Consider the following 23,844-nt stretch of genomic DNA (forward strand, 5'->3'; position numbering starts at 1 on the left):
CGGCGGGGAATAAACCCGAAGAGATTTAAATTCATTTTTACCAAATGCTCAGCTATTGGCTTACTTTAATTATTTACTTAGCCTATTTACACTTACTCGCCCATCGACAAATGGTAGAATTTCCGCTCATGATCATATAATGTCTGCGCCTTGATGAGAAATTAAACCTTACGATGTACAACTTGTCCATAGGATACAAATGGTCAGCAAGGGAACATGAATCAATGTGTAAATCACTGAAATAAAAGAGCTTAATAAAAAATAAGGCCAATATTTATTTGATTTACAGAGTGAATTACTAGATATTGTAGGCGAGTTATCAATTAAAACAGGTAGTTAATTTTTCATTTAGGGCATCACATGCCCTACTTTATTGGGATAGTGTTTATGAAACCTGAAAAAGTATTATTCAATGCTTGTAAAATTATGTATGAAAAAATGATTGAAATGGATAAAGTTTATTCTGGCTTTTCCGAAAGTGATTTTGAAAGTGTTTTAGAGTATGCAGATGAAGATTTTTTGAAATCTATTCGTTTCGTTTTTACAGAGGAACATCTGTTAGATTTTGATTTAGATACACATAATAAGTTTAGAGAATGTAATAATTCATTATGGGGTAGCTTATTTGACTCACTTCAGCGTTATATATCTTTTATTACTTGGTTAATTCAAAGCAATAACCAAAATTTTCTTCCTAAGCAGAACGATCCAAAAGAATCTGTAAGAATTGTAGTATTAAATCTTTTTGCTCGCTGCTGCCTTATTGGAAAGGAGATCTTGTGTTTACTAAGGAATGGATATCCAGATGCGGCTATATCACGTTGGAGAACATTAAATGAAGTAGCTAACACTCTTTATTTCATCATGAATAATGGTACTGACTGCGCTGTAAAATACCTAGACCACTACATTATAGATGAATACAATACTCAAAAGGTCCTTAAAGACTCTAAAAGAAACAATCCAGATAAATTAAATCATATTGATTTTGATGAAGAAGTGTTTAACGAACTTCAGACACGTAAGTCAGAGTTAGTTAGTAAATATGGCTCTAAGTTTGCCTCAGACTATGGTTGGATTGATGGTTTTGTGCCAGATACAGGTAGGTATGGGGTTAGGACAATAGAAAAGCATGCTGGAATGGAGCATATCTCTCCATTTTCAAAGCTTGCTAATCATTCTGTACATTCTAGTTCTCTAAGTATGACTGCTAGTCTTTCATCAGATGAAAAAAATATTATGCAAATTGGAAGTAGCAATAATGGTTTATTACTTCCTATTGACTGCACAATTTGTACTTTGCACTCTGTAACGACCAAAGTGTTGAAATACTATTCAAGTATTAATTCTGAACTTCAAAAAACGAATCAGCTTTCAATTATAATCTTAGAATATCAATTTCATGAAATAAGAAGGGCTTTGAGCGAAAAACATAAAAGTATAAAATAAAATATGTGACTAAATTTTACATTAGAGTATGTTTGTCATCCATTAAGATTAGTTAACCTTCTAATAAGATGGAGCTTTTTGTCCTTCTCTTAATTACTACGTACAGTGATTTATGGAATGTAGACAAAATTATCGATGTCAATTATTGTTAAGGCAAGTAGAGACATCAACTAATTATTTTCAAACCCATTTTTTGGTTTGATATATTTTGATCAAACGCCTCTGCCAATTTTTCAGTTTCGCTGAATACTGTGCGCCAATATTTAATTCGGGTGTCGGCATCGAGATCTGTAAAGTCGGTTCTGTCTGGGATTTTCCCGTAAGGTAAGCCCGCGATAAATTCTTGTGATGGTGAAATCATTACCACGTTGTCGTAATTTTCAGGGGCAACGTTGCGCTTTAAACTTTTATCAAACCACCCTGCTTTTGGCGTTGAGTTAAAATGTGGATATAAAATTAAGCCTGGGTTATTAATTTTTAAGTCAAAATGGTAGTCAATAATTCCGCCGTCGCGGTACATACCCGGTGGAGATCCGGCAATATTTTTTATGCCTTGCATTACAAGGGGGATTGACCCCGATGCTAATAATGCATCTTTTAAATTATCAGTGGTTAAATCTAATTGTGTGGTTTTAAATTTATAACTGTCTTCAAGGGTGAAATCACTGTTTGGCGCTTGGTATATAAAGCGTTCATATTGCTTTGTTAAAAACCGGCGATGTACGCGATTACTCAAATAGCTTTTGGTTAAACCCAATAACTGCAGTGCCTTTTTCTCACTTGCTACCAAACCGTTTGATTTTGCTACAATAAAATGTGATTTAAACACAGGGTTATTAATTATTTCAGCAACGCCGTTATCACCAAAAACCTCTTCAAGTAAGGCTCGCGCTTTTTGTGTGATTTCTTCAGGTGTTGGTTTAGTGGTCGCGTAACGAGTTTCACTGTATGATTTTGCTAACCGTGTTATTGCAGCTACTGGGTCGTTTTGCGAAAAACACGCTGCACGAAATGCTCCCGCAGATGAACCTATTAAGTTTAATTGCTGCGTTCTACCTTTAAAAAATTCGCCAAAAAGGTATTTATCTAAACCAAACAAGGTGAACCATTTTGGCCCACCACTTGCGCCTAAAAATGATGTAAAAAGCTCAGGCTTTAAGCCTTGCTCGTTTATTATTTTTGCTGCCGTTTTACCAGCGTGTATTTCAATCATCGAATATCTTAATCTACTTAACGCTCAAAATGCATAAATATGCAATCTGAGCATTTTAAAATGAGTTAATGCCAAATACCTTTTTCTGTTTTACCCTGAACATTAACCTTGTTTGCATTAAATTCGGGCTCTGCGTTTTGTGCTCTTTGTTTATTATAATCCGCAGTCACAGCGAGTATTGTTGGCGTTAAGATGATGATAGCAATAACATTAACCACCGTCATCAACCCTAACGCAATATCGGCTAAATCCCACACTTCTTTTAACGTGGCCGATGCGCCCCACATCATCATTGATAAGTATAAAAACGTATAAATACCTCGTCCAATTTTATTATCGAGCTTAAATAAATGCAGGTTACTTTCAGCGTATGCATAGTTAGCAACCACTGAGGTGAAAGCAAATAAGGTAATGGCAGCTGCCACAAAGTATACTCCCCCCTGTGCTAAGTGCGCGGTCATGGCTTCTTGGGTTAATCGAATTCCTTCCATCTCACCACTAATATCAACATCAGCCAATAATATGATCACTGCGGTACAACTACACAGTACGATGGTGTCAAAAAACACCCCCAACATTTGAATGTAGCCCTGAGTAACGGGATGGTTTGGGATTGGAGTCGCGCAAGCAGAAGCGTGAGGCACACTCCCCGCACCGGCTTCGTTTGAATACAGCCCGCGTTGAATACCGTTTTTAATTGCTGCGCCCATTGCGCCGGCACCTGCTTCTTGTAGGCCAAATGCTGATAATAATATATCTTCTATCATGGCAGGTACTTGGCTAAAGTTTATAATGGTTATGATCACCGCAGCTAATACAAATACTATGCCCATGATTGGCACAACGCGCTCTGCAAAACGGGCGATTGCTTTAAAGCCGCCGAGTATAATTGACCCCGCGAGAATGGTAATAACAATACCGGAATAAAAGGTTGGAATTTCAAACGCGTAATTAAGTGCATCGGTTATGGTATTTGTTTGCATTGCACTGAAGGTAAAACCGTAACCTAAAAATAAACACAGAGCGAATGCTATGGCAAGAGTTTTACTGCCTATACCTTGTTGAATATAGTAAGCAGGCCCACCTCTAAATTCGCCGTTACTATCACGCACTTTGTACACTTGACCCAGTACGCTTTCGGCAAACCCCGTGGCCATCCCTAAAATGGCAATCATCCACATCCAAAATATCGCGCTACTGCCACCAAGAGATATGGCAACGGCCACACCGGCTAAATTCCCTGTACCTACTCGCGCACTTAAGCCAGTACACAATGCTTGAAATGAACTAATATCGTTTTTATCGCATTTGCTACTGGTGCGTAATAACGAAAACATGTGTTTAAATTTTACGATTTGAATAAGCTTTAAACGCACTGAAAACCAGATACCCGTAAACAATAAAATGTAAATTAGTATTTGTCCTTCGCCCCACAGTAAGTTGTTAACTGTGCCTACAATCAAATCAAACATGCTTTCCCTTTATAGTTTTTATAAAACAACGACAGAATATAAATTCTTTATTTTAGAATATTTAACTACCGTCACTTTATCTTTATCGTATAAATTAGCAAGTATTAGTTACATTACACCTAGCTAGACCCTCATAGATTTAAGTAATTACTCGGTATTGCCCTTTTAAGTTTAGGGTCCGGTCAGTGGCGCATTGAATTTTGCCAAGTGCATTAAAAAGCGAGCCAACTTCGACTCGCTTTGATTTTAATAAATTGAAATAACTAAAAAATGCTGATATCAGCTTAAGCTATATTGGCTTAACATGAGAATTAGCCGCTTGTTTTTTTGCCGTAACTGATTTTTGCTGCTCTTCAACTTGCTTAGCCATATTTTCACTGGTCCTTAGTGTGCGATCTCGCTCTTGTGATTGGTTACTCAAAAGAGACATCATATCGGTAAACTGCTCATGATGATGTGCTGCTTGATTTAAAAGCTTTTGTAGCTGCTCAAAGTGTTCAGCACAACGCTCTTTTACGTTAGTTACTTTTATATTTTGCTCTAACAACTCATCGTACGTACTGATCAAGGGTGTCATCTCTCGCGTATTTACACCTCGACCAGCAGCATCATTCCATTGTGTACGTAAGTGCTCCCAATACTCACTGTAATCAGACTTTGAGAACGTCGTGTTTTCAAACTCTTCATTTAATGTGTTCAGTTTCATACGATAGAAACTCGGTTCAAATGATGACATTATTTATCCCGCCATTGTAAGAGGTTGATCGTATGAAAGTAATAAAGAGATTTTATCCTGTAAGGTGTATTTTAAACTAAACGCCTGATCCTGTAGTGACTCTTGCTGGCCTTCTAAGCTTTTTAGGTATAAAAAAGCATCGTTGGTGTCTGCAGATAATGTTCCTATCCGCGATGTTTGTTGCTCACAGGTTTCTTTAAAAGCGGTGAGTAAAAGGTTAATTTTTTCTAGCGTTTCTAAGCATTCCTTAGAATAAGATTGGCTATATTGAGATTCACGTTTAGTGTGAGTTGCAACTTCCCGCGCTTGCTCTGCTAAGTGTGTTGCGTTTTGCGCATCTTTTATAGCGTAGCGAGAACCATTTAATTGAGTTGTTGCTCTAGTCACTTCTATTCTAGCCGCGCTTTCTGCACTCAGTGCAGAATTAACTTCTCCATTTCGTTGACTAACGCTTGACTGAGCACGACTAACTCGAGCTTCTTCTTGATAAGTACTTACTGGCTCATAGTCATAAAGATCATTACCATTTCTATCTCTACCACGGTATATTTTTCGTGGTGGTAAACTCCTGACATGATTCAATGCACTTTGTGCTCTCGCTAATTCAGCTTTAGCACTTGCTAATTTACTCTCTGCTTCAACTCTTTGTGCTGTACATCGATGTAAATGTGTATTGGCAGAACTCAACCACACATCAGCCTTGAGTTCTTGTTTATTCCAAAAGGCTTGTAAATCTCGTGACTCTTCTAAGCTTTGCTCACTATGATTTAATGTATTAGTTGCAACCTCAACTTGATGTTCTACTCGAGTATTTCGCATCTGTGCATGTTCAAGGGCTGCTTCGTAGCTCATCACTAGCGTTTCATATAATTCATGCACAGAAAAGACATCTGCCTTAGCAAGCTCTAAAAAGTTTTGTGTTATTGCATGTAGCTGCTGCGTTTCAAAAACCAATGAACTTGCTAACTCCATTTGATAATCAGTTTGATAATCTAACTCTTCTAACTGAGAAACTAACCATCTAGGTTGCATCGCTCACTTCCTTATCTGACGGCGAAGGGGTTTTGCATATATCCTGCCACTGCTCTAATGCCTCTATCAACCGTTCTGTCTGCGCAAATACAATATTAAGTTCAGACTCAACATCCTCTGCGCCCAAACCGAGATAATGCTCTCGTAAAGCAAACCAGCGGGCACGTAATGATTCCAAAGCTGACTCTATACCATTTTGAGCTCGCTCAGTAGAGCCTAGCAGCGTTTGTAATGACTCATTTATTTCAGCATTAGCCATGTAGAAATGTCCTTATTAATGCTAACTTTTGAATTAACTGTGTCGATAAATCATTACAACGCGTATTAGCGAGTGCATTCGATAAATCTTCAATTTCAGATAGTTTTTTTTCAAACTCCATTTGCATATCATTAGGAAGCTTTATCATTTCTTGTTGTGCTTCTGAACTGAGTAAGCCAACTTGCTTCCTAATTTGGCCGCTAAATGCCTCTATTTCAGCTACTAATAACGGGATTTGTTCTTCAACATTATCTAATGACATACACTAAGCCCATTTAGCATATAGATTTGATAAATGCTCAAAGTTCTCATGCAATATCACATCTTGTGAGTAGCAGTAAGGCTTAAATTTTGTTGGCCTATTTTGCATTTGATCTATATGTAATGCATATATAGGTTTTTTACCATCAGCTTGTAGTTTCGCTGCATCACGGGTTTTCAAAAATCTAAAGCTATCTTCTTCAGACATTTGTAAAGCAACTTTATGGCGAAAGCTCTCAATATCATTGCGATCAAATGCTTTAGTTACAGAGCGCACGTTATCAAAGCTCAATACCAAATGAATACCATACTCCGAACCTTGTTCTAGTAACGTGGCTAAATTAACCCCACCATCGTCATTGTAGGCTTTCATACCAAATGAGTTATCTTTTTTAACAAGCTCTTTTACACGCTGAGCTTCATTAACAATTAGGAATATAGAAGGCTCTAATAGCATTTCTTCCTCATCCATATGCTGGCGTTTTTCAAACTCTGCCATAACACTGGTTAAATGCGTGCTAAAATCTTTAAAGCTTTCACTAAATGACGCGTGATTATTTAATACACTGTCGTTCGCTGCAGACAATACGCCACACCATTGTGAGCCTTTAATACTGCGGTCAAGTATATGCACCTGGTATTGTGAGCTTTGTGCGTTAATAGGCAATTGTGCCACCATATAACTCAACATACCTAAACGGGCTTCGTTACTGTCACCCACTAGTAGCATATGTTCATGCGCACGCCTGCGTAATATTACTTTTGCTTGGCCATGTATATTCATTTCTTTACCAAGCCATAATACAGATGGGCGTTCTATTGGGTACCATTCGTTGTCATTGAGGCCACCAAAATGATCTGGTTTATTGGCGTATGATATCCATTCGTCTTCATTCAAGCGTTGCGGTGAAGTAAAGAGTGTCTGTAATTGGGTATTATCTTTTATTTCTGGTTGTTCTGAACCATCCAGTAAAATTGTGTTATTTGTTCCTTGCCACTTATTTGATAACTGCTCTAACATTTGCTGTCTTTGCTGCTCATCAATATAAGCAACTCGTCCGGTATCACAAGGAAGTTCATTCGCACCACCATTGTGGCTAACAACAACCTGACCTGTTTCGGTACAACCTCTAATTAATTGCTTTCCTTTAGAGCCAAACTCTTGTAACGATGTCACTTCTTCACCGCTCATTTTCATCGCAACGCGTAAATTAATATTACTAAACGTAGCTTGTGGTTGTGACATGCCAGGAACAGAGAATTTTTGAGAGCCTACAAACATATGAATACCAGCGCTTCGGCTTTGTGAAGCAATGCTGATCATCAGTTGTGATCCTAATCCCGTTTTATCATCTTCAAATATCGTTTGATACTCATCAATAATAAGCATTAAGCGAGGTAATTTGCCATTTGGCGATCCTGCTTTTCTATAACTTATAAAATCAGACAGGCCTAGATTTTTGAACATTTCATTACGACGGTTCATTTCGTCAAGTAGCTCTTGTAAAACGCTGCGCGCAAGTTGCGGGCTGGTACTTAAAGAGACAACGCGTGCATGAGGCAACTTAGGGTAGCTTTGAAACTCAACGCCTTGCTTTCCATCAATTAAATAAAACTGTAAATCTTCGGGGCTGTAACGGCTAGCCAATGAAAGTATAAAAGCATGATAAAGATTAGACTTACCGGCACCCGTCATCGCCGCTAACATTCCATGTGAAGATGGCTGCTTATTTCGCTCACCAAACCATAATTCAATATCATTTTTGCGACTGCCAGACCCACCAATGGGTGCAGAAATAACTTCCATTGAATCTTCTTGCCACCAAAGCTCAGGGTTCATTTCAATTACATCTGAAAAACCTAATTTAGTCTCTTTTGGCTTGGCACGGCTTAGGCCATCTAAAATCGCGTTTATTGTATCTGTGCTTCTAACGGAGTCTCTGTAGCCTTTACCTAAATTCCAAGGAAGCTGATTTTCATTTTTATAGATATGTTTTAAATCAGGAAATAGCACCGATAGCTCTGCGCCATTAGGTAATGCTTTATCACTGTCTAAATCAAGGACAACCATTTTACCCGCTTTTGGACCTGTACTGGCTATCTTAGCTAATAACTCTATTGAACGACGGTCATATGCTTGCGGAAAGTCCTTTGCAACAATTAGTTCAAATTTTGCGTTACCAAGAATTTCTTCATCTACATCAATCAAGCGTTCAGTATTATTATCTAAAAAGCTGTTTTGAATACGCACTATATCTGTCAATATTTCTTCGAGCACCCGAGAAACGTCGTTATCAACCATGCGTTTAAACGGTAAACGTTTAGTGTATGGGAAACTTTGCCCCATTTTAATTGGATCAATGAGAGTAAACTGAGATGAATATGGCAGCATTGCTGCGAGTCGAAACACAAGCGTGTTAATGATTGTTATTGAATCATCACCCTGTGCGAATGAGTAACAATTATCAGATGAGTAAAAAGGGATTTCTTTTGGTACTTGAATAACTTGCTTTCCTGATTCCCCAAAACTATAGGTGATCTCTTCAAGTCCCACGACCAGATTTTTTGGTAAGTAGTTATGAGCAAAGTCATATTCTTCCCAATTTACGCTATCAAGTTGTGCTCTTAATGGCTCAGGCAGTCGTGCGCATATATTTCGCAAGTCAGCCGCAGCCTTTGCGGCATTCTTTTTACTTGCTTCATATTCGGCATCCATATTATTTATTGCATTAGGGAATACTTTCCCTTTCAACGTAGCAACTGTATTTTGTATCGGTTTTATTGTGGCAAGTGCACTTTCTTTTACTTGTTCACGTGTCGTTTTGCGCGCATCATTCGAGCTTATTAGTTCAACATCATCATTATACATTTCAGTAGCCTTAAAACATGTTCTTATACAAATAACCCGCAACAACTAAAACGAAGATGCTAGTTAGCATTAACCTCTTCATAATTCCTTTACGTCGTAGAGCTTTGGCTGCTTTTTCTTCTGCAAGTTTTTGCAATAGTTTTTGTTCTTCTTCTTCGCGAATCCGTTCGTCTTCCATTAGCTGGTGATAACGAGAGTAGAATGTTATTTCTTGTGACTTTAATTTATTTATGTGTTCTTGAGCTGCGTCGCAGCGCTCTTTTAACGCTGACAAGTCTTGCTGTAGTTCATCATTAACGTCTGAATCTAATTCGATTGTGTCATTTAAGTTTTGTAAAAGTTTTACTGTTCTAAGAGATTCATTAATCGTTGTGAGATTACGACGCAGTAGCAACACTTCTTGCCCTTCATCGCCGTCTTCATCTATGTGCTCGAAAAGATCGTCAGTTGTTTTAAAGTTTTTTGAATTAAAGATTTCTTCGATAAATTTTATTCTGAGTTCGAGGGCATCGACCTGTTCTTTTATCAAGGCTTGTTTAGATGATTTATCTTCTTCATTTTTTATTATCTGGTTACTTGCTTGCGTACCTAATTGATGTAAAGGTAAAAATGCTTTTTTAAACTCGTCGATATTATCGAACAGTTCATTTCCATCCACTGAAATAGTCATCTTTGTTTAAGATTCCATCGCTGATTTCATTACTGCAACAATTAAACGTAACGTTACAGACCTTCATCCGATCTACAGTAACTCAATCTGTAAGTTGTGATGATCGTATTGTTCAAACTAAGCATAAAGAATATATTATGTTAGAGAACACCCCATACTATAAATTAAAATATTTAATGTCAATTTACTCTAAGATATTAACGCATTGTTACTTCTATATTTTATTTCTTTGAATAATATGAGATTGGTTGTAGTAGGTAGTATATTAGACAGGTGATGAGGTGGCTGACAAAGACAAAGATATAAAAATAAGTAGGAAAACTGTATTACGGGCTCTGTTACCCGTAATACTTTTGCTGTGTTTTATTAGAGTCATATTGGTCACTGAGGTAGTGATTACCCGCAGCGAGCCCTAGTTTGTAATCATTGCGTAAATCAGCATCAGTACTGCCGAGTAATTTACTATGTAATTTATCTCCTGCAAAAATCTGAATCACTTGGAGATCTTCAGGTGGGTTTTGCATGAAGTTTAGTTCTTCTAAATATGCTTGCTCGTGTTGTAGCAAATAATCGAGTGATTTAGGGCAATAACCTGATGCACACACAAATGTTTTAAGCTTATTTACCCACGCCGATTGTACTGGCAGGCTTGCATCCACTGTACGAATAACAACAATTTTGCGCGCACCTCGATTATAAGCTTCTCTTACAGGTAGTGGCGCAGCAAGGCCACCATCTAAAAAGAAGTCATCGTCAGCTAAGGCACATGTACTACATTCTAGCTCTTCGTTTGCAGCTGTTTTATCAAGCCAAGGAGTTAATCTAACGCCTTGTTTGTACAAAAAAGGTAATGCACTGGAGGCCTTTAACAGCTCACGCCATTGCTTTCCCTCTCCGGTTGGAGTTAAAAAGTATGGCTTTCTATCGCGTGCGTTTGTGGCCGTGATCAACAGCTCTCTTTCACCTAAGCTGGTTTTAGCCGTTTTAAAATCAAGTGCACGATTAAACTCTGTGGTTTTATCAAAATACCAATCAAGATCAACAATACTTTTGCCAAGCAATCCTCTTCCTAACTGAAAGAAACGCTTGTTACGAGATAAGCCTCTAATAAGACGTTTAGCATAGCCTTTTTGGCGCGCTAAAAAGCTAGTCAGGTTTTGTGAGCCTGCTGATGTGCCAATAAAAAGGTCGAATGGGTCGTATTGGTGCTCAAGCCATGCATCTAGTACACCTGCGGTGAAAATTCCTCGTTGACCACCCCCCTCTGCGATCAATGCTGTTTTATTGAAAGTTTCTGTGGTTGTAAGGTCATGAGGTTTCACGGTTAGCCTTCCTTTGGGTATGTTGCTTAGTTTATACCTTCATTCTAATGAGTTTTATTAAAACGTTAAAATTGATTATATAAATCGAATTGATTAATAAAACAGAACGGTAAACTGCTTGGTTTACCGCTGTTTCGATGTATAACTAGAGTAGCAAGCGCAAAATGTATACTCGCTTAATTTAGCTGCTTTTTAATGTGCTTAATATTTCAAGGGCTCTGTGTCTGTCTTGGCTGTGGTATAGATCATTGGTAAATATAAATTCATCTACTCCAAGCTCTTTTACTATCATTTCGAGCTTATGTTTAATGGTCACAGGGCTGCCCACAACTGATAAACCTAAAAAGCTTTCGACTTGAGCTTGCTCTTGCTCACTCCAAAGTTCATCCATACTCGTAATCGGAGGCTTTAACCAAAGGGCATGGCCTCGTAATAGTGCAAGTACTCGCTGTTTTGACGTGGTTGCTAACTGTTGTGCTTGCTGATCGGTATCTGCTGCAACCACAGGTAAACCCAGCATGACATAGGGTTTGTCTAATACTGCTGAGGGCTTAAACTCACGGCGGTACAAGGCGATTGCATCGTATAAAAAACGCGGCGCAAAATGCCCTGCAAATGCATAAGGCAGGCCTTTTTTAGCCGCCAATTGGGCGCTATATAAACTAGAGCCGAGCAACCAAATGGGCACATTCGTGTTTTCGCCCGGTATAGCGCGTACTGGGGAGTGCTCATCACTTGGGCCTAATAGCGCTTGTAGTTCGGTTACTTCATCGGCAAAGTTCTCCGCTCTGCGCTCATCACGTCTAAGTGCTCGGCTTGTTATGTGGTCACTTCCTGGGGCGCGGCCTAAACCTAAATCTATACGCCCAGGGTAAAGGCTCTCTAATGTACCAAACTGCTCAGCAACAACTAGTGGCGGGTGGTTAGGTAACATTACGCCACCAGCGCCAACACGGATATTACGTGTTTGCCCAGCGATATGCCCAATTAGTACCGATGTTGCGGCACATACAATACCCGGCATATTGTGATGCTCAGCCATCCAAAAGCGATTAAAGCCTAATTCATCTGCTTGTTGTGCATACGCAACACTATTTGCCAGGGTTTGCGATACTGTTTCATGCTCTTTCATTGGGCTAAGCTCTAACAATGAAAAATGTATATTGTTAAGTACAGTCATAACACGCTCTATTTATATTCAATATAAGTATACAGTGGTGCCACAAGTGTATTTTTCAAATGCCGTTCAGGCATTTGATTGATGCTGTTTTTCAACTTTTAAACCATCGGCTGTTATGCCTTGCTTCCAGTAGGCTGAACACACAATACTCTCGCGTTTAATCGAAAAACGTTCTCGTAAAAGGGTGTTTATTTCACGTATCAATGATGATTCAAGGGCCATAAACACGAGCGGTTTGGTATGGCTTTGACCTAATTCAGTGATCACAGCATTTATTAAATCAGTGTGTGGTTGCTCACTAATAAGCCAATTAACGTGGTGGTTATTTTTGATTGTATCTAAGTCAATAATATCTTTTTTATCAGGTACATGAATAATAGCATTCACGGTAGCACTGGCTGGTAACCTCTGTAAGTAACCATTTATTGCATTAACAGAGGTTAAATCACCCAATAGTAGGTAGTCTGATTGACTAAAGTCTGAGAGCTTTTTAGGCCCTGGCCCTGCAATACCGACTTTATCACCCACTTTGGCATACTTAGCCCAATTAGTGGCAACTCCGCTGTGTTGATTAATAACAAAATCCAAGCTAATTGCACCGCTTTGTGAATCTATTTTACGTATTGTGTATGAGCGCATAACTGCCGGCTTATCAGCTTTTAGATCAAGTTCAACGTCGGTTTGTCCTTCATGAGGGAAAAGTACTTTGACATAAGCACCTTGTTGATCACGTGGAAAGTCATCAAACTCCTCAGAGCCAACTACAATACGCATTAAATGCGGCGCTATTTGTGTGGTACTGATCACGTGTGCACGACGTATTTTTTTACTCATGTTTGTCTCCATAATAACAATGATTGTTTGCACAACGCCCCACTGGTTGATAAAATCAACTATATACTTTTAATTGACTTTGTCAACTAACTAGGTGTTTTATGACACAACAAAATTTAGCCGCTACTTTATTTGCTCTTGCCCAGAGCTACCGCGTGACCGTACGAAATTCAATTAACGCTAACGAGTTAGGTATCAACGCATTACATGTACGCTGCTTACACATTATTGCCCAAACGCCCGATTGCACTGCAAACGATATTGTTCAGCAAACACAACGTGATAAAGCTCAAATAGCACGTTTGATCAAAGAGTTACTCAAACTTGATTTAATTACTAAATGTGCCGATGAAAATGACAAACGCTGTTTTATCCTCTCGTTTACCCCGGCGGGTGAGCTGTTATTACAAAAATTACATGCTGCGGAGCAAAGTGTAGATGCCTTACTGTGCCAAGGGCTAGATCAAAGCCAGATTGATAATTTTTTGCATACAGCTAACACTATGATCAGCAATATAAAAAATGAGTAAAATAGACCATTTTCGCTTGCGATACTGATCTAACTCTTGGCATTTTAACTTGCCAAGCACTATACTGTACAAATATACAGTTAAGTGTGTTTTAGTATGCGTGTTATCCCTATTTATATCGAAGCTGGCGTGTGTGGATTTGAATCCCCCGCAGCACAATACAAAGAATTAGGCTTATCGCTTGATCAATTATTAATAAAACATCCTGATGCTACGTTTATCGGTGTTGCCTCAGGAGAGTCAATGCAAGGGGTGGGTATTTTTGATGGCGATTTACTGTTAGTCGACAGAGCTGAAGACGCTAAAAATGGCGATGTGATTGTAGCCAATTTAAATGGCTTATTTGTGTGTAAGCTACTAGATAAAACTAACGCACAACTATTGTCAGCGTCCCCTGCTTATGGACCTGTGCAACTGTCAGCCAATGATGAGTTTCAATTAGAAGGCGTTGTTACTCGCTCTATTCGCCTACATCGTTTAAGCCCTGAGCTACACCAATGTATGCCTTAGTCGATGCTGTGTCATTTTATGCTAGTGCCGAAAAGGTGTTCGACCCTGCAATTAGGCGAAAGCCCGTTGTTGTACTAACTAACAATGATGGCTGTGTATGCGCAGTATGCCCGATTGCTCGTAAGTTAAATATTCCAAAATTTCAGCCGTACTTTAAAGTAAAGCATTTACTCGCTAAACATAACGTAATTATTCGCTCATCTAACTATGAGCTGTATGCCGACTTAAGCGACAAAATGATGAACGTGATCAGCCGTTTTTGTGATAACCAACATATCTATTCGATTGATGAATCATTTTTACACTTTAATGGCTTTACGCCTTTAATTAAAGATTGGCATCACTATGGGCAAATGATACGCCATACGGTGTGGCAAGAAACAAAATTGCCTGTTGGTGTGGGTTTTGGCTCTACACCCACATTGGCTAAAGCCGCCAACCATGCCGCTAAAAAACTTAATGGCTTTAATGGCGTTGCGGTAATTGATGATGAGCGCTCGCGTAAACACGTTCTTAGTTTGATGGATGTTAGCGATGTGTGGGGCGTGGGTAGACGTATAGCAAAAAAGCTCAAGCTATTAAATATACACTCTGCGCTTGACTTAGCGCAGCAAGAACCAAGGCGTATAAAACGCCAATTTAGTGTTGTGCTTGAACGTACTGTGAGTGAGTTAAATGGTATAAGCTGTTTAAATTGGGACGAAGTACGCCAAGATAAACACGAGATATTTTCAACCCGTAGTTTTGGCAAGCGCTTAACCGACCCTATCGCGTTAAAAACAGCCCTTGTAAATCACTGTGTCGTGGTCGCAAAAAAACTGCGCCAGCAACGCTCAGTAACTAAACGATTACTATTATTTGTAGCAAGCTCCCCTCATGAGCAGTATTACTACAAAAAATCATTAGTGTATGACTTCACTGTACCCAGTGCTGATAGCCGTGTGTTAGCCCATGCAGTAAGTAGTTTGTTCGATCAGCTTTATCAATCAGGGGTGATGTTTTATAAATGTGGTGTCGGGGCACTCGAGCTTAACTCGGTGCAATTTCAACAAGCTGATTTATTTACTGTCTCAAAGGATAACATTAAATTGATGCAGTGCTTAGATACCATAAACCAGCGATACGGCAGTGATACACTCAGCCTTGCTAGCCAACAACAAACACAATCGTGGCATATGAAACGCGCGTTTTTATCGCCGCAATACACCACTCGCTGGCATGCCTTACCTAAAATAACATGTGACTTATAGACGCTGTAGTTCAAAGATACACTCAACGTCTGTGTTTTCAATACTGTACTGTATTTTATGATCGGCTAAAAAGCGTAAAGTTTGACTGGTATCGAGGTTATCACTGTCATTCTCACAGCGGTTATGACGAAGCGTCATAGTGAGGCCTTCACTGGTGTATTTAAACTTGGTGGTCACTAAGCAAAAGTTAGGCACCTTATTTGTTTGTGTCCCATTGTGTAATGCGTTAAAAATAATACCGCTGCCAAGGCTAAAACCAAGGTTGGTATCACTCTGGTTATGCCAATTAAGCTCACCACTTGTGCAAATATCGCTGTTCCCAGCAATTAACTTATAACTACCTAAATGAGTGTTCACTAATTTAACAAACTGGCCTTTATTACTAGGCAATACTGATTTAGCATTACTCGCATTGACAAATAAAATTAATGCCGCACAGAACAAAACTTTATAAAAATACATTAAATACCTAACCTAGGGCTATTTATAATTTCAGCATAGCATAGGGACAATAATTAGAATAATGATAAAGCAAGTTACAAAACTCGCTTTAATTGATCATTACTGCCAATACTTTGCGAAGAGCTGTGGGTAAATTAATTTTAAAAACTTTGGCTTGTCTTTAAAACGTTTGCCTTTTGGTTGGTCTAGCCCTGAAGGCACAAACGGTAATTCATCGTCATTACGCTCTTCATAGAGCAAACCAGCAATAAGGTCATATTCATCTAAATATGGGTACGGTTGTTCATTAAGGTGATAAACTGGTGTGCAATCTGCTAGAGAATCAGGATTGGTAACTGCTTTATTAAATACGGCTTCACCACGAGATATTAACCAACAGCGGAACTCTGAAAAGCCATAATCGTCGTTACAGCCAGCCATAACAAACGCTGCACCAAATAAATCCCAGGTATAGCTTTGACGCATACAGATACTAAACTGTTTATCAAAGGCGATTAGTTTTTCGTCATTTAAATCAGCGAGTAACGCTTTTAATCGTTTACTTACTGACTCAGGATCAGCGGTTTTATCATCAACAGTGACTAATCGCCAAAAATCAGACTCAGTGAATTCACTCATGAAACAATCTCTTTAACACGCCCTACCTGACCATCTTCTAACTGCACTTTAATGCCATGAGGGTGATTCGGTGATTTAGTCAATAAACGCGAAACAATACCGTTAGTTAATGTGCCACTGCGTTGATCTTGTTTTAAAACAATGTTGACTTCAGTGCCCGGGGAAATTTGAGAACGAGTAGGAACAGCCATAAATGTATCTCTTTTACTATTTTGCTCGATTATAACGGTATGTGAGCTCTACACCAAATTAAACTACAGTGATAGTAATCGTTTGTTGTTCATTCGCAGTTAAAATTGAAGTTACTTGTGTCTCAATATCACATGCTTTGCCAATTATTTGAAAATCAAAGCCTTGCCCATTGCCATCAAGTATACAACTAAGGTAATTGTCTGCGATTGTGATTTGGGTGATTCTTGTGACATCAACCTGTGATACTTTTTTAATTGGCGCTTGTTTTACCACTAACTGCTCATTAAGCCGAGTAAGGGCATTACCAAGAGCATGTTGTTTTATAAACTTATCACTGTAACGACGAGAAAATGCCCAAAATGCTATTACGATGATAAAGCCATTACTAAAAACAGGTATCACAGTATCATTCGTTGATGCGGTTATTTGATAAATACCTAGAATAAAAAACAGTAACGCAAGTACCAATAAACTATATTGCTTTTGTTTGTTAGATAGATTTGAAAAAACGCTTATCATATTAAAGTGAGTCCGCTAAAAAACTGATTGCCTGTGGTTTGATGTTGATTACTGCAAGCTGCGCTTTTATTTCGCTTTCAAGTGCTGGTAATTGTTGTTTGCTGTTTGCCTCGGATAAGGCTAATTCATCAATAAAGTAACAGCTTATCTGTAAACTGCTTGCTGGTTTTTTTAAATTAACATCATGAGTTAAATAAGCAAAACCGCTACAGTCATCTTTAATATTTTCACAAGCAATGGTCAACATTTTTCGAAGTGATTTATCGAGTAATTTTTCTGTTTTAGTCATTTTGTGTTGTTTGCTCTGTCGCTCTATTTTTTTTGTATTCGTCGTAGCTATCTTCTTGGCGCTTAATGCATTCGTGATATTCTTTATCAGCCATATAGTTACATTCATCTAAACGCGCAGATTGAATTTCATGATAACGACTATCAGATGTACAAGCCGATAAGATAAAAATCATTGAAGCACTAAAAAGTAGCTTCAGTATATTGAAAATCATTAAAAATTCCTTACATTTTATACCGCAAAACTAATTCATCACACTCGGTTTTGCTGTATATTGCAAACGTTTTAAGTTAATTACCATTAGGGCTGTATTATGATGTTGTCGCAGTTACAAGAGCTGTTCCAGCGTATCGATAAAAGTAAAATATTTCAATCATTTGTTATCGCCGTTATTGTGATCTCTGCGTTAACTGTAGGCGCACATACCTATTCCTTACACCCAACTGCAGAATTTGCGTTGCATTGGATGGATATAGCAATCACTGCATTTTTCCTCGTAGAGCTTGTTATTCGCTATATTGCGAGTAAAGGAATTAAAGATTTCTTTTCCAAAGGCTGGAATATATTCGATTTTATCATTGTGGTAGGCAGTTTATATCCTGCGGCAGGTTCAACCATATTTATTGCTAGGTTATTAAGAATTTTCCGCGTATTGCGGTTAGTATCTATGATCCCCGAACTGCGTTTGCTGGTTAACTCTCTACTCAAAGCTATTCCACAAATGGGCTATATCGGTTTATTAATGTTTGTGATTTTTTATATTTACGCAGCAATGGGCAGCATGTTATTTGCTGATATAAACCCCGTATTATGGGGGGATGTGTCGATTTCAATGTTAACTCTCTTTAGAATTGCTACATTCGAAGATTGGACCGACGTCATGTACGAAACCATGGCGGTTTATAAGTTAAGCTGGATTTTCTATCTTACATTTATATTCTTAACGGCATTTATATTTTTAAATATGATGGTCGGGGCTATTTTAGAAGTTATGTCAGAGGAACATCGTAACGCCCGAGAAGAGAAAGCTGATGTCGACTCTTTACCTGCAACACAAGGTCAGGTTAATGAGCTTAAAACACAAGTTGCTGAGCTTAAACAGTTACTACAGCATAAGAATGAATAAACAAATCTAATAATCACAATTATAAACATAAAAAGGTCGGCAAATGCCGACCTTTTTATGAGAATTAATACTAGCTACTCTGACTACTGCTTATCAACAATAATACGTAACATACGGCGAAGTGGCTCTGCAGCGCCCCACAGTAATTGGTCACCCACAGTAAACGCACTAATGTACTCAGGGCCCATAGATAATTTACGAATTCTACCAATCGGAATATTTAATGTACCAGTCACTTTAACCGGTGTTAAATCTGTTGCAGTGATCTCACGTTCATTGGGTATCACTTTAACCCATTCGTTATGAGAAGCTAAAATCTCCTCAACTTTTTCAACGCTGATATCTTCGCGTAATTTAATGGTCATGGCTTGTGAGTGACAACGCATAGCACCAATACGTACGCATAAACCATCAACAGGGACAGGCTGCTTAGATGAGCCTAAGATTTTATTTGCTTCAACTTGCGCTTTCCATTCTTCTTTAGATTGCCCTGATGGCATAGGCACATCAATCCACGGAATTAAACTGCCCGCTAGCGGTACACCAAATTGATCTTGTGGTAAATCACTTGATGCAATTTGTTCAGTTACAAGCTTATCAATTTCTAAGATGGCAGCTTGAGGGTCGGCAAGCTTATCTGCAACGCTTGCATGAATAGAGCCCATTTGCGCGATGAGTTCTTTCATATTACGCGCACCGGCACCTGAGGCTGCTTGGTAAGTCATTGGGCTGACCCACTCAATCAAATCTTGCTCAAATAAACCACCTAGAGCCAATAACATGAGTGAAACGGTACAGTTACCACCCACATAGGTTTTAACGCCTTGCTCAAGACCTTGCTCAATGACATCTTTGTTTACAGGATCAAGTACAATAATACTGTCATCGCTCATACGAAGAGCTGACGCTGCATCTATCCAATAGCCGTTCCACCCTGCTTCACGTAACTGTGGGTAAACCGCTTTAGTATAATCACCACCTTGGCAGGTGATAATGATGTCCATTTTAGCAAGCTCTTCAATGCTAGTGGCATCGAGTAAAGGTTTTGCCGCGCCGGCTATGTCAGGCCCTAGTTGCCCTGCTTGAGAGGTGGTAAAAAAAGTGGTGTCAATATTGGCAAAATCATTTTCTTGCTGCATACGTTCTAATAACACTGAGCCAACCATGCCCCGCCAACCGACTAATCCTACTTTTTTCATTGTTTGTTCCACTATTTGAGTCATAAGAAATACCTAATACGTTAAAAATTAAAATTCATTGCGTGAGATTTAATTTTTAGACGAGTTAATCTAGCATTGCAGTAAATGCAAAACCAGTAATAGTCATAGAACATAAAAATATTTCATATTGATTCTGTAACTTAAAGATCAATCAATGGTTATATCTTCTAAACTGGGATCTAAAGCAGGTGGCGATACATCAATGCCTTTGCGTAATTGCTTTACCACTGTTTTAAGCACATCAATACGGGCATACCATTTATATTGGGCAGCAATGATATGCCATGGAGCAGCTTTGGTATTGGTATGAACAAACATATCGTTAATAGCATTTACATACTCACCACGTTTTTCACGATTACGGATATCTTCGCTGGTGAGTTTCCAACGTTTATAAGGGTCTTGCAGGCGTCCTTCAAAGCGCTTTAACTGCTCATCACTACTGATATTTAAAAACACCTTAACAATGCGCACCTCATCATCTATCAATAAGCGTTCGAATTCATTGAGCTCTTGATATGCACGTTGCCACTGCTGTGAACTGGCAAGTCCCTCAACTCTTTCTACCAAAACACGGCCATAATAGGATCGATCAAAAATGGCGATAGTGCCTGGCGCAGGTAGTTTATTCATAAATCGATACAAATAATGTTTGCCTTGTTCCTCAGATGTTGGCGCAGCAATCGGGTAAACAGTAAACCCTCTGGGGTCTAACCGCTGCGTTAAACGCCTTATAGCACCTCCCTTCCCTGCTGCATCCCAACCCTCTAAAACAATAACGGCGCGACGCCCTTGATGAAAATAAGCTTGCTGTACATGCAACAACTTAGTTTGCCAGTGTTTGAGCTGTCGCTTATAAGTTTGTTTATCTTTAATCGATGGCCACTGCGTTTGTGACTCATCTAACACTAGTTTATTTTTATTGAGTTTAATTTGACTAACAGAGTGCACAATAATTCCTTTTCAACAAGCAGCTTGGGCATTTGTAGATGCCAATAAGCATAGCAAACAGCTGGGCAAAAAAAAGCCCTACAAATGTAGGGCAATGAAGTGAGCTTATTGTATTCGCCTTCCTAGGCTAAACTAAGCTAGAACTCGTAAGAATACGCTATACTAAATTTAGTCCCTTCTTCTTTTTTCCAGAGTGATAAACCTTCTTGCTCAATTTCTTTCTCTTGACCAAGAATATTTTCAACTTTAAATTTCACTTTACTGCTGAAGTTTGGAAAATAAGAATAAACTAAATCTAATGAGTGGAATGATTGCTCCTCAGCGTCTTCATTACCACGAGTACCTGGTACGATTATTCTAGGCCCAAACACATTATAAACTAATGATGTTGAATGGAAGCCATCATCAGAGTCATAACCCATTTGTAAGTTAGTTACCCATTCAGAGTGACCTACAAGTCGACGCTCATTATTTGTAACAATGTTAGAAACAGAATCAGCTTCTAATGCATCTTTTAATTGCTGTTCAAATAAAGAATCGACACCATCAGAATCATCAATACCAAGATTAACTGATGAATCTGACAAAGTTAGATTACCTGATACAAATATATTAGCTAAAGACGAGTCAATAAAGCTAAAATCAGATAAGAAATCGAACTCTATACCTGTTAATTCACCTGATTCAGCATTGGCTGTTAATAGCTGTGGTGCAGCACCGCCAACCCCAGCAAGCTCAACCATTTCAATCGGATTTTCAATATCTTTATGGAATAAAGCAACAGAGAAGTTATTTCCTGATTGCATATACCATTCGAATCTAAAATCAATGTTCTTTAATTTAGAGCTTTGTAAACTAGGTGAACCACGAACCAAAAACTCAGTTAACGGGTCAACATAGTAACTAGAGCTAACATCACGCATATCAGGGCGAATGGTTGTTTCGCTTAAGTTTAAGCGAAACTGCATTTCTTCATCCATAATATAAGTAACCGCAAGAGACGGAAAGAAATCGTCATCTTTAATTGCTACTTCAGTGATTTCATCAGTCGTTGCATCAAATTCATTGCTATGAGCTTTAAAAGGTACAGATACTTGGGCAAAATCTTCCCAACGTATACCACCTGTAAAGCGCCATGTATTATCTAAGAAATAATCAGCCATGAAATAATAAGCATCTAGCTTATTCGCTGCAGTGTATGAATCTCCATCAGCTGTTCTATCATCAAAAATGCCAGAACCTGTAGCACTCGTGTAGAAGTCATCGTTGTTGATATTATCATCAGCGAAAATTTCATCTAAGCGAGAACCATAGCTGTATTCATCAGCAATACCACGGTGGGTAATACCAAAACGCGTATTTGCAGCATCACGAGATTTTTCTGAGAAGTCGCCACCCGCTTTTAATTCAAGCTCATAACCATCGCCATAAAATGGCATCCCCATATTCCAGCCCCAAGTATCTACCTTATCATGTAGGGTTTGAAACTCTCGGCTTAAATTTGTTGCAGAAACATCTTGCAGTTGTTCAGACTCAAAAACCCCATCGCTATAATTTTTTTGAAAAATAGCGTCAACCATACCTGGTGCATCACGATTAGCACGGCTAGTGCCTGCGTACCAATCAACAAATAGGTTGTTATACTCTATAAAGTTATGAGTACCTTTTAACTGGCTAGAAAACATTTCGCGTTCTTCATACACGACATCGACACGACGTAATTCACGAGTTCCTTCTTCTGACTCATTGGCATCATAGAAATTACGGTCACGCACTCGATCACGCATATCATGTAAAGCAATATTAGTTAACTCGACTTTATGATTTGAGTTAAATTCATAACCCAAGTTTAAAGTTCCACTCCAGCGAACACTTTGTTCTGTAGAAGTACCATCATAATATTGCGCAAAACATTTGTCTTCACAGCCTAAGCTACCTAGGTTAGTTCCATTTTGCTCTTGGCTAACTTCCCACTCGTTTTCATACGAAACAGCAGCTAGCACACCAAAAGTACCTAAATCACTCTCAAATCGATCACCAAGTGCAACTGAAAAATCCATACCTAGAGGAACGTCTTTTTCGGTTGGTCCAATGTTCCAATCAAGTGATGACATTAACGCCTGACGCTGCTCAAGTGTTGTATCAAGGTTACCTTCTATACCATCAGCAGCAAATGCATCAATGAACTCTTGGGGTAATGCACGTGTTCCATCATCACGGCCCATCCAATCATCATCACCGCCTTCATAGAAATAACCTGTTTCACTATTACTGGTATCGTATGAAGCACCAACATCAACTTTAAATAAGAAATCGCTTGGGATAGACTTCGTTCTGATGTTGACGTTACCACCACCAAAATGCGCTGGCATGTCAGGTGAGAACGATTTTTGTACACTTAAACTTTCAATGATGTCTGATGGAAATAAATCCAAAGGAACAACTGAACGCGTAGGATCGGGACTTGGCACGTACATCCCATTTAATTGTGTACTTGAGTATCGCTCACCTAGACCACGAACATAGATAAACTTACCATCTACAAGGGTTAAGCCTGTTACACGGCGAAGTGCTGCAGCGGCATCACCATCACCTGTTCTTGAAATTTGATCGGCACCCATAATATCTGCAACAAACGCTTGATTTTGACGCTCTTGCAATACGGCACCCGCACTTCCTTTTAAACGCTGTCCAACAGCGACCACTTCTTCTATCTCTTGGTCAGATTCTTGCGCTTGAGCTGAGTTTATCGACAAACCTAAAAGAGCAGCAACAACCGCGTAATTTAGTTTTGAGCGACCAAGTTTAGAGGGGGTAAAAGAATTCATTATTATACTCCGAAACATGAACTAGAAGCTGGGTGAGAGCGAACTCTCACCC

The 23,844-nt window shown here is 38.9% G+C and carries 25 protein-coding genes; 5 read left to right on the forward strand and 20 right to left on the reverse strand.

Features of this window, described 5'->3' with window-relative positions:
- Positions 1–387: 387 nt before the first annotated feature.
- The gene (locus B5G52_RS03975) at positions 388–1,449 is read left to right on the forward strand and encodes a DUF5677 domain-containing protein (RefSeq protein WP_140394299.1); all 1,062 of its coding nucleotides are present in this window, start codon (positions 388–390) and stop codon (positions 1,447–1,449) included.
- A gap of 166 nt (positions 1,450–1,615) precedes the next feature.
- Here B5G52_RS03975 and B5G52_RS03980 read toward each other — a convergent pair whose 3' ends face one another.
- The 11 genes from B5G52_RS03980 to B5G52_RS04030 all read right to left on the reverse strand — a co-directional run bounded on the left by B5G52_RS03980 (position 1,616) and on the right by B5G52_RS04030 (position 13,297).
- The gene (locus B5G52_RS03980) at positions 1,616–2,662 is read right to left on the reverse strand and encodes a patatin-like phospholipase family protein (RefSeq protein WP_087531411.1); all 1,047 of its coding nucleotides are present in this window, start codon (positions 2,660–2,662) and stop codon (positions 1,616–1,618) included.
- 65 nt (positions 2,663–2,727) lie between these two features.
- Positions 2,728–4,134: a sodium:alanine symporter family protein gene (locus B5G52_RS03985; protein WP_087531412.1), complete on the reverse strand. Its 1,407-nt coding sequence runs from the start codon at positions 4,132–4,134 to the stop codon at positions 2,728–2,730.
- Positions 4,135–4,423: 289 nt separating this feature from the next.
- Positions 4,424–4,870 (reverse strand): hypothetical protein, encoded by a 447-nt coding sequence (locus B5G52_RS03990; RefSeq protein WP_087531413.1) that lies wholly within the window; start codon positions 4,868–4,870, stop codon positions 4,424–4,426.
- A 3-nt stretch (positions 4,871–4,873) separates the two neighbouring features.
- The gene (locus tag B5G52_RS03995) at positions 4,874–5,902 is read right to left on the reverse strand and encodes a hypothetical protein (RefSeq protein ID WP_087531414.1); all 1,029 of its coding nucleotides are present in this window, start codon (positions 5,900–5,902) and stop codon (positions 4,874–4,876) included.
- On the reverse strand, positions 5,892–6,161 hold the full coding sequence (locus B5G52_RS04000; protein WP_087531415.1) for a hypothetical protein: 270 nt from the start codon (positions 6,159–6,161) through the stop codon (positions 5,892–5,894). The genes B5G52_RS03995 and B5G52_RS04000 overlap by 11 nt, the downstream gene beginning before the upstream one ends.
- Complete coding sequence (locus B5G52_RS04005) at positions 6,154–6,423, reverse strand: hypothetical protein (RefSeq protein WP_087531416.1); 270 nt, start codon at positions 6,421–6,423, stop codon at positions 6,154–6,156. The genes B5G52_RS04000 and B5G52_RS04005 overlap by 8 nt, the downstream gene beginning before the upstream one ends.
- A gap of 3 nt (positions 6,424–6,426) precedes the next feature.
- Positions 6,427–9,291, reverse strand: a complete 2,865-nt coding sequence (locus B5G52_RS04010) for an FtsK/SpoIIIE domain-containing protein (protein WP_087531417.1) — start codon at positions 9,289–9,291, stop codon at positions 6,427–6,429.
- A 10-nt stretch (positions 9,292–9,301) separates the two neighbouring features.
- A complete protein-coding gene (locus B5G52_RS04015) occupies positions 9,302–9,961 on the reverse strand; it encodes a hypothetical protein (RefSeq protein WP_087531418.1) in 660 nt (219 codons plus the stop codon).
- Between the two features lie 338 nt (positions 9,962–10,299).
- Positions 10,300–11,283, reverse strand: a complete 984-nt coding sequence (locus tag B5G52_RS04020; protein ID WP_087531419.1) for a patatin family protein — start codon at positions 11,281–11,283, stop codon at positions 10,300–10,302.
- A 181-nt stretch (positions 11,284–11,464) separates the two neighbouring features.
- Positions 11,465–12,463 carry an LLM class flavin-dependent oxidoreductase gene (locus B5G52_RS04025; protein ID WP_087531420.1) on the reverse strand — a complete coding sequence of 333 codons (999 nt, stop codon included), beginning with the start codon at positions 12,461–12,463 and terminating at the stop codon, positions 11,465–11,467.
- 66 nt (positions 12,464–12,529) lie between these two features.
- Positions 12,530–13,297: a siderophore-interacting protein gene (locus B5G52_RS04030; protein ID WP_087531421.1), complete on the reverse strand. Its 768-nt coding sequence runs from the start codon at positions 13,295–13,297 to the stop codon at positions 12,530–12,532.
- A gap of 101 nt (positions 13,298–13,398) precedes the next feature.
- On the opposite strand from B5G52_RS04030, the gene B5G52_RS04035 reads away from it, so the two are divergent.
- The 3 genes from B5G52_RS04035 to B5G52_RS04045 all read left to right on the forward strand — a co-directional run bounded on the left by B5G52_RS04035 (position 13,399) and on the right by B5G52_RS04045 (position 15,587).
- Positions 13,399–13,827 carry a MarR family winged helix-turn-helix transcriptional regulator gene (locus B5G52_RS04035; RefSeq protein WP_087531422.1) on the forward strand — a complete coding sequence of 143 codons (429 nt, stop codon included), beginning with the start codon at positions 13,399–13,401 and terminating at the stop codon, positions 13,825–13,827.
- 96 nt (positions 13,828–13,923) lie between these two features.
- Entirely contained in the window at positions 13,924–14,337 is a 414-nt protein-coding gene (locus tag B5G52_RS04040) for a LexA family transcriptional regulator (protein ID WP_087531423.1), read from the forward strand.
- Positions 14,325–15,587 carry a Y-family DNA polymerase gene (locus B5G52_RS04045; RefSeq protein ID WP_087531424.1) on the forward strand — a complete coding sequence of 421 codons (1,263 nt, stop codon included), beginning with the start codon at positions 14,325–14,327 and terminating at the stop codon, positions 15,585–15,587. The genes B5G52_RS04040 and B5G52_RS04045 overlap by 13 nt, the downstream gene beginning before the upstream one ends.
- Here the strand turns inward: B5G52_RS04045 and B5G52_RS04050 are convergent.
- The 6 genes from B5G52_RS04050 to B5G52_RS04075 all read right to left on the reverse strand — a co-directional run bounded on the left by B5G52_RS04050 (position 15,582) and on the right by B5G52_RS04075 (position 17,881).
- Entirely contained in the window at positions 15,582–16,049 is a 468-nt protein-coding gene (locus B5G52_RS04050; protein ID WP_087531425.1) for a hypothetical protein, read from the reverse strand. The two genes, B5G52_RS04045 and B5G52_RS04050, sit on opposite strands and share 6 nt — an antisense overlap.
- A 99-nt stretch (positions 16,050–16,148) precedes the next feature.
- Positions 16,149–16,667 carry a DUF4240 domain-containing protein gene (locus B5G52_RS04055; RefSeq protein ID WP_087531426.1) on the reverse strand — a complete coding sequence of 173 codons (519 nt, stop codon included), beginning with the start codon at positions 16,665–16,667 and terminating at the stop codon, positions 16,149–16,151.
- Entirely contained in the window at positions 16,664–16,858 is a 195-nt protein-coding gene (locus tag B5G52_RS04060) for a YwbE family protein (protein ID WP_087531427.1), read from the reverse strand. The genes B5G52_RS04055 and B5G52_RS04060 overlap by 4 nt, the downstream gene beginning before the upstream one ends.
- Before the next feature lie 58 nt (positions 16,859–16,916).
- Positions 16,917–17,378: a hypothetical protein gene (locus tag B5G52_RS04065; protein ID WP_087531428.1), complete on the reverse strand. Its 462-nt coding sequence runs from the start codon at positions 17,376–17,378 to the stop codon at positions 16,917–16,919.
- A gap of 1 nt (position 17,379) precedes the next feature.
- Entirely contained in the window at positions 17,380–17,667 is a 288-nt protein-coding gene (locus tag B5G52_RS04070) for a hypothetical protein (RefSeq protein ID WP_087531429.1), read from the reverse strand.
- Positions 17,660–17,881 (reverse strand): hypothetical protein, encoded by a 222-nt coding sequence (locus tag B5G52_RS04075; protein WP_087531430.1) that lies wholly within the window; start codon positions 17,879–17,881, stop codon positions 17,660–17,662. The genes B5G52_RS04070 and B5G52_RS04075 overlap by 8 nt, the downstream gene beginning before the upstream one ends.
- A gap of 102 nt (positions 17,882–17,983) precedes the next feature.
- Here B5G52_RS04075 and B5G52_RS04080 point away from each other — a divergent pair, with 102 nt between their 5' ends.
- Positions 17,984–18,793: an ion transporter gene (locus tag B5G52_RS04080; protein ID WP_176372505.1), complete on the forward strand. Its 810-nt coding sequence runs from the start codon at positions 17,984–17,986 to the stop codon at positions 18,791–18,793.
- A gap of 83 nt (positions 18,794–18,876) precedes the next feature.
- Here B5G52_RS04080 and asd read toward each other — a convergent pair whose 3' ends face one another.
- The 3 genes from asd to B5G52_RS04095 form a co-directional block, all read right to left on the reverse strand.
- Entirely contained in the window at positions 18,877–20,016 is a 1,140-nt protein-coding gene (gene asd / locus B5G52_RS04085) for an aspartate-semialdehyde dehydrogenase (RefSeq protein WP_087531432.1), read from the reverse strand.
- 144 nt (positions 20,017–20,160) lie between these two features.
- On the reverse strand, positions 20,161–20,946 hold the full coding sequence (locus B5G52_RS04090; protein ID WP_254911140.1) for a polyphosphate kinase 2 family protein: 786 nt from the start codon (positions 20,944–20,946) through the stop codon (positions 20,161–20,163).
- A 155-nt stretch (positions 20,947–21,101) separates the two neighbouring features.
- Complete coding sequence (locus B5G52_RS04095) at positions 21,102–23,792, reverse strand: TonB-dependent receptor (RefSeq protein WP_087531434.1); 2,691 nt, start codon at positions 23,790–23,792, stop codon at positions 21,102–21,104.
- Positions 23,793–23,844: the final 52 nt, after the last annotated feature.

It is taken from the genome of Pseudoalteromonas sp. A601, assembly GCF_002165575.1.
Taxonomy (GTDB): Bacteria; Pseudomonadota; Gammaproteobacteria; order Enterobacterales; family Alteromonadaceae; genus Pseudoalteromonas.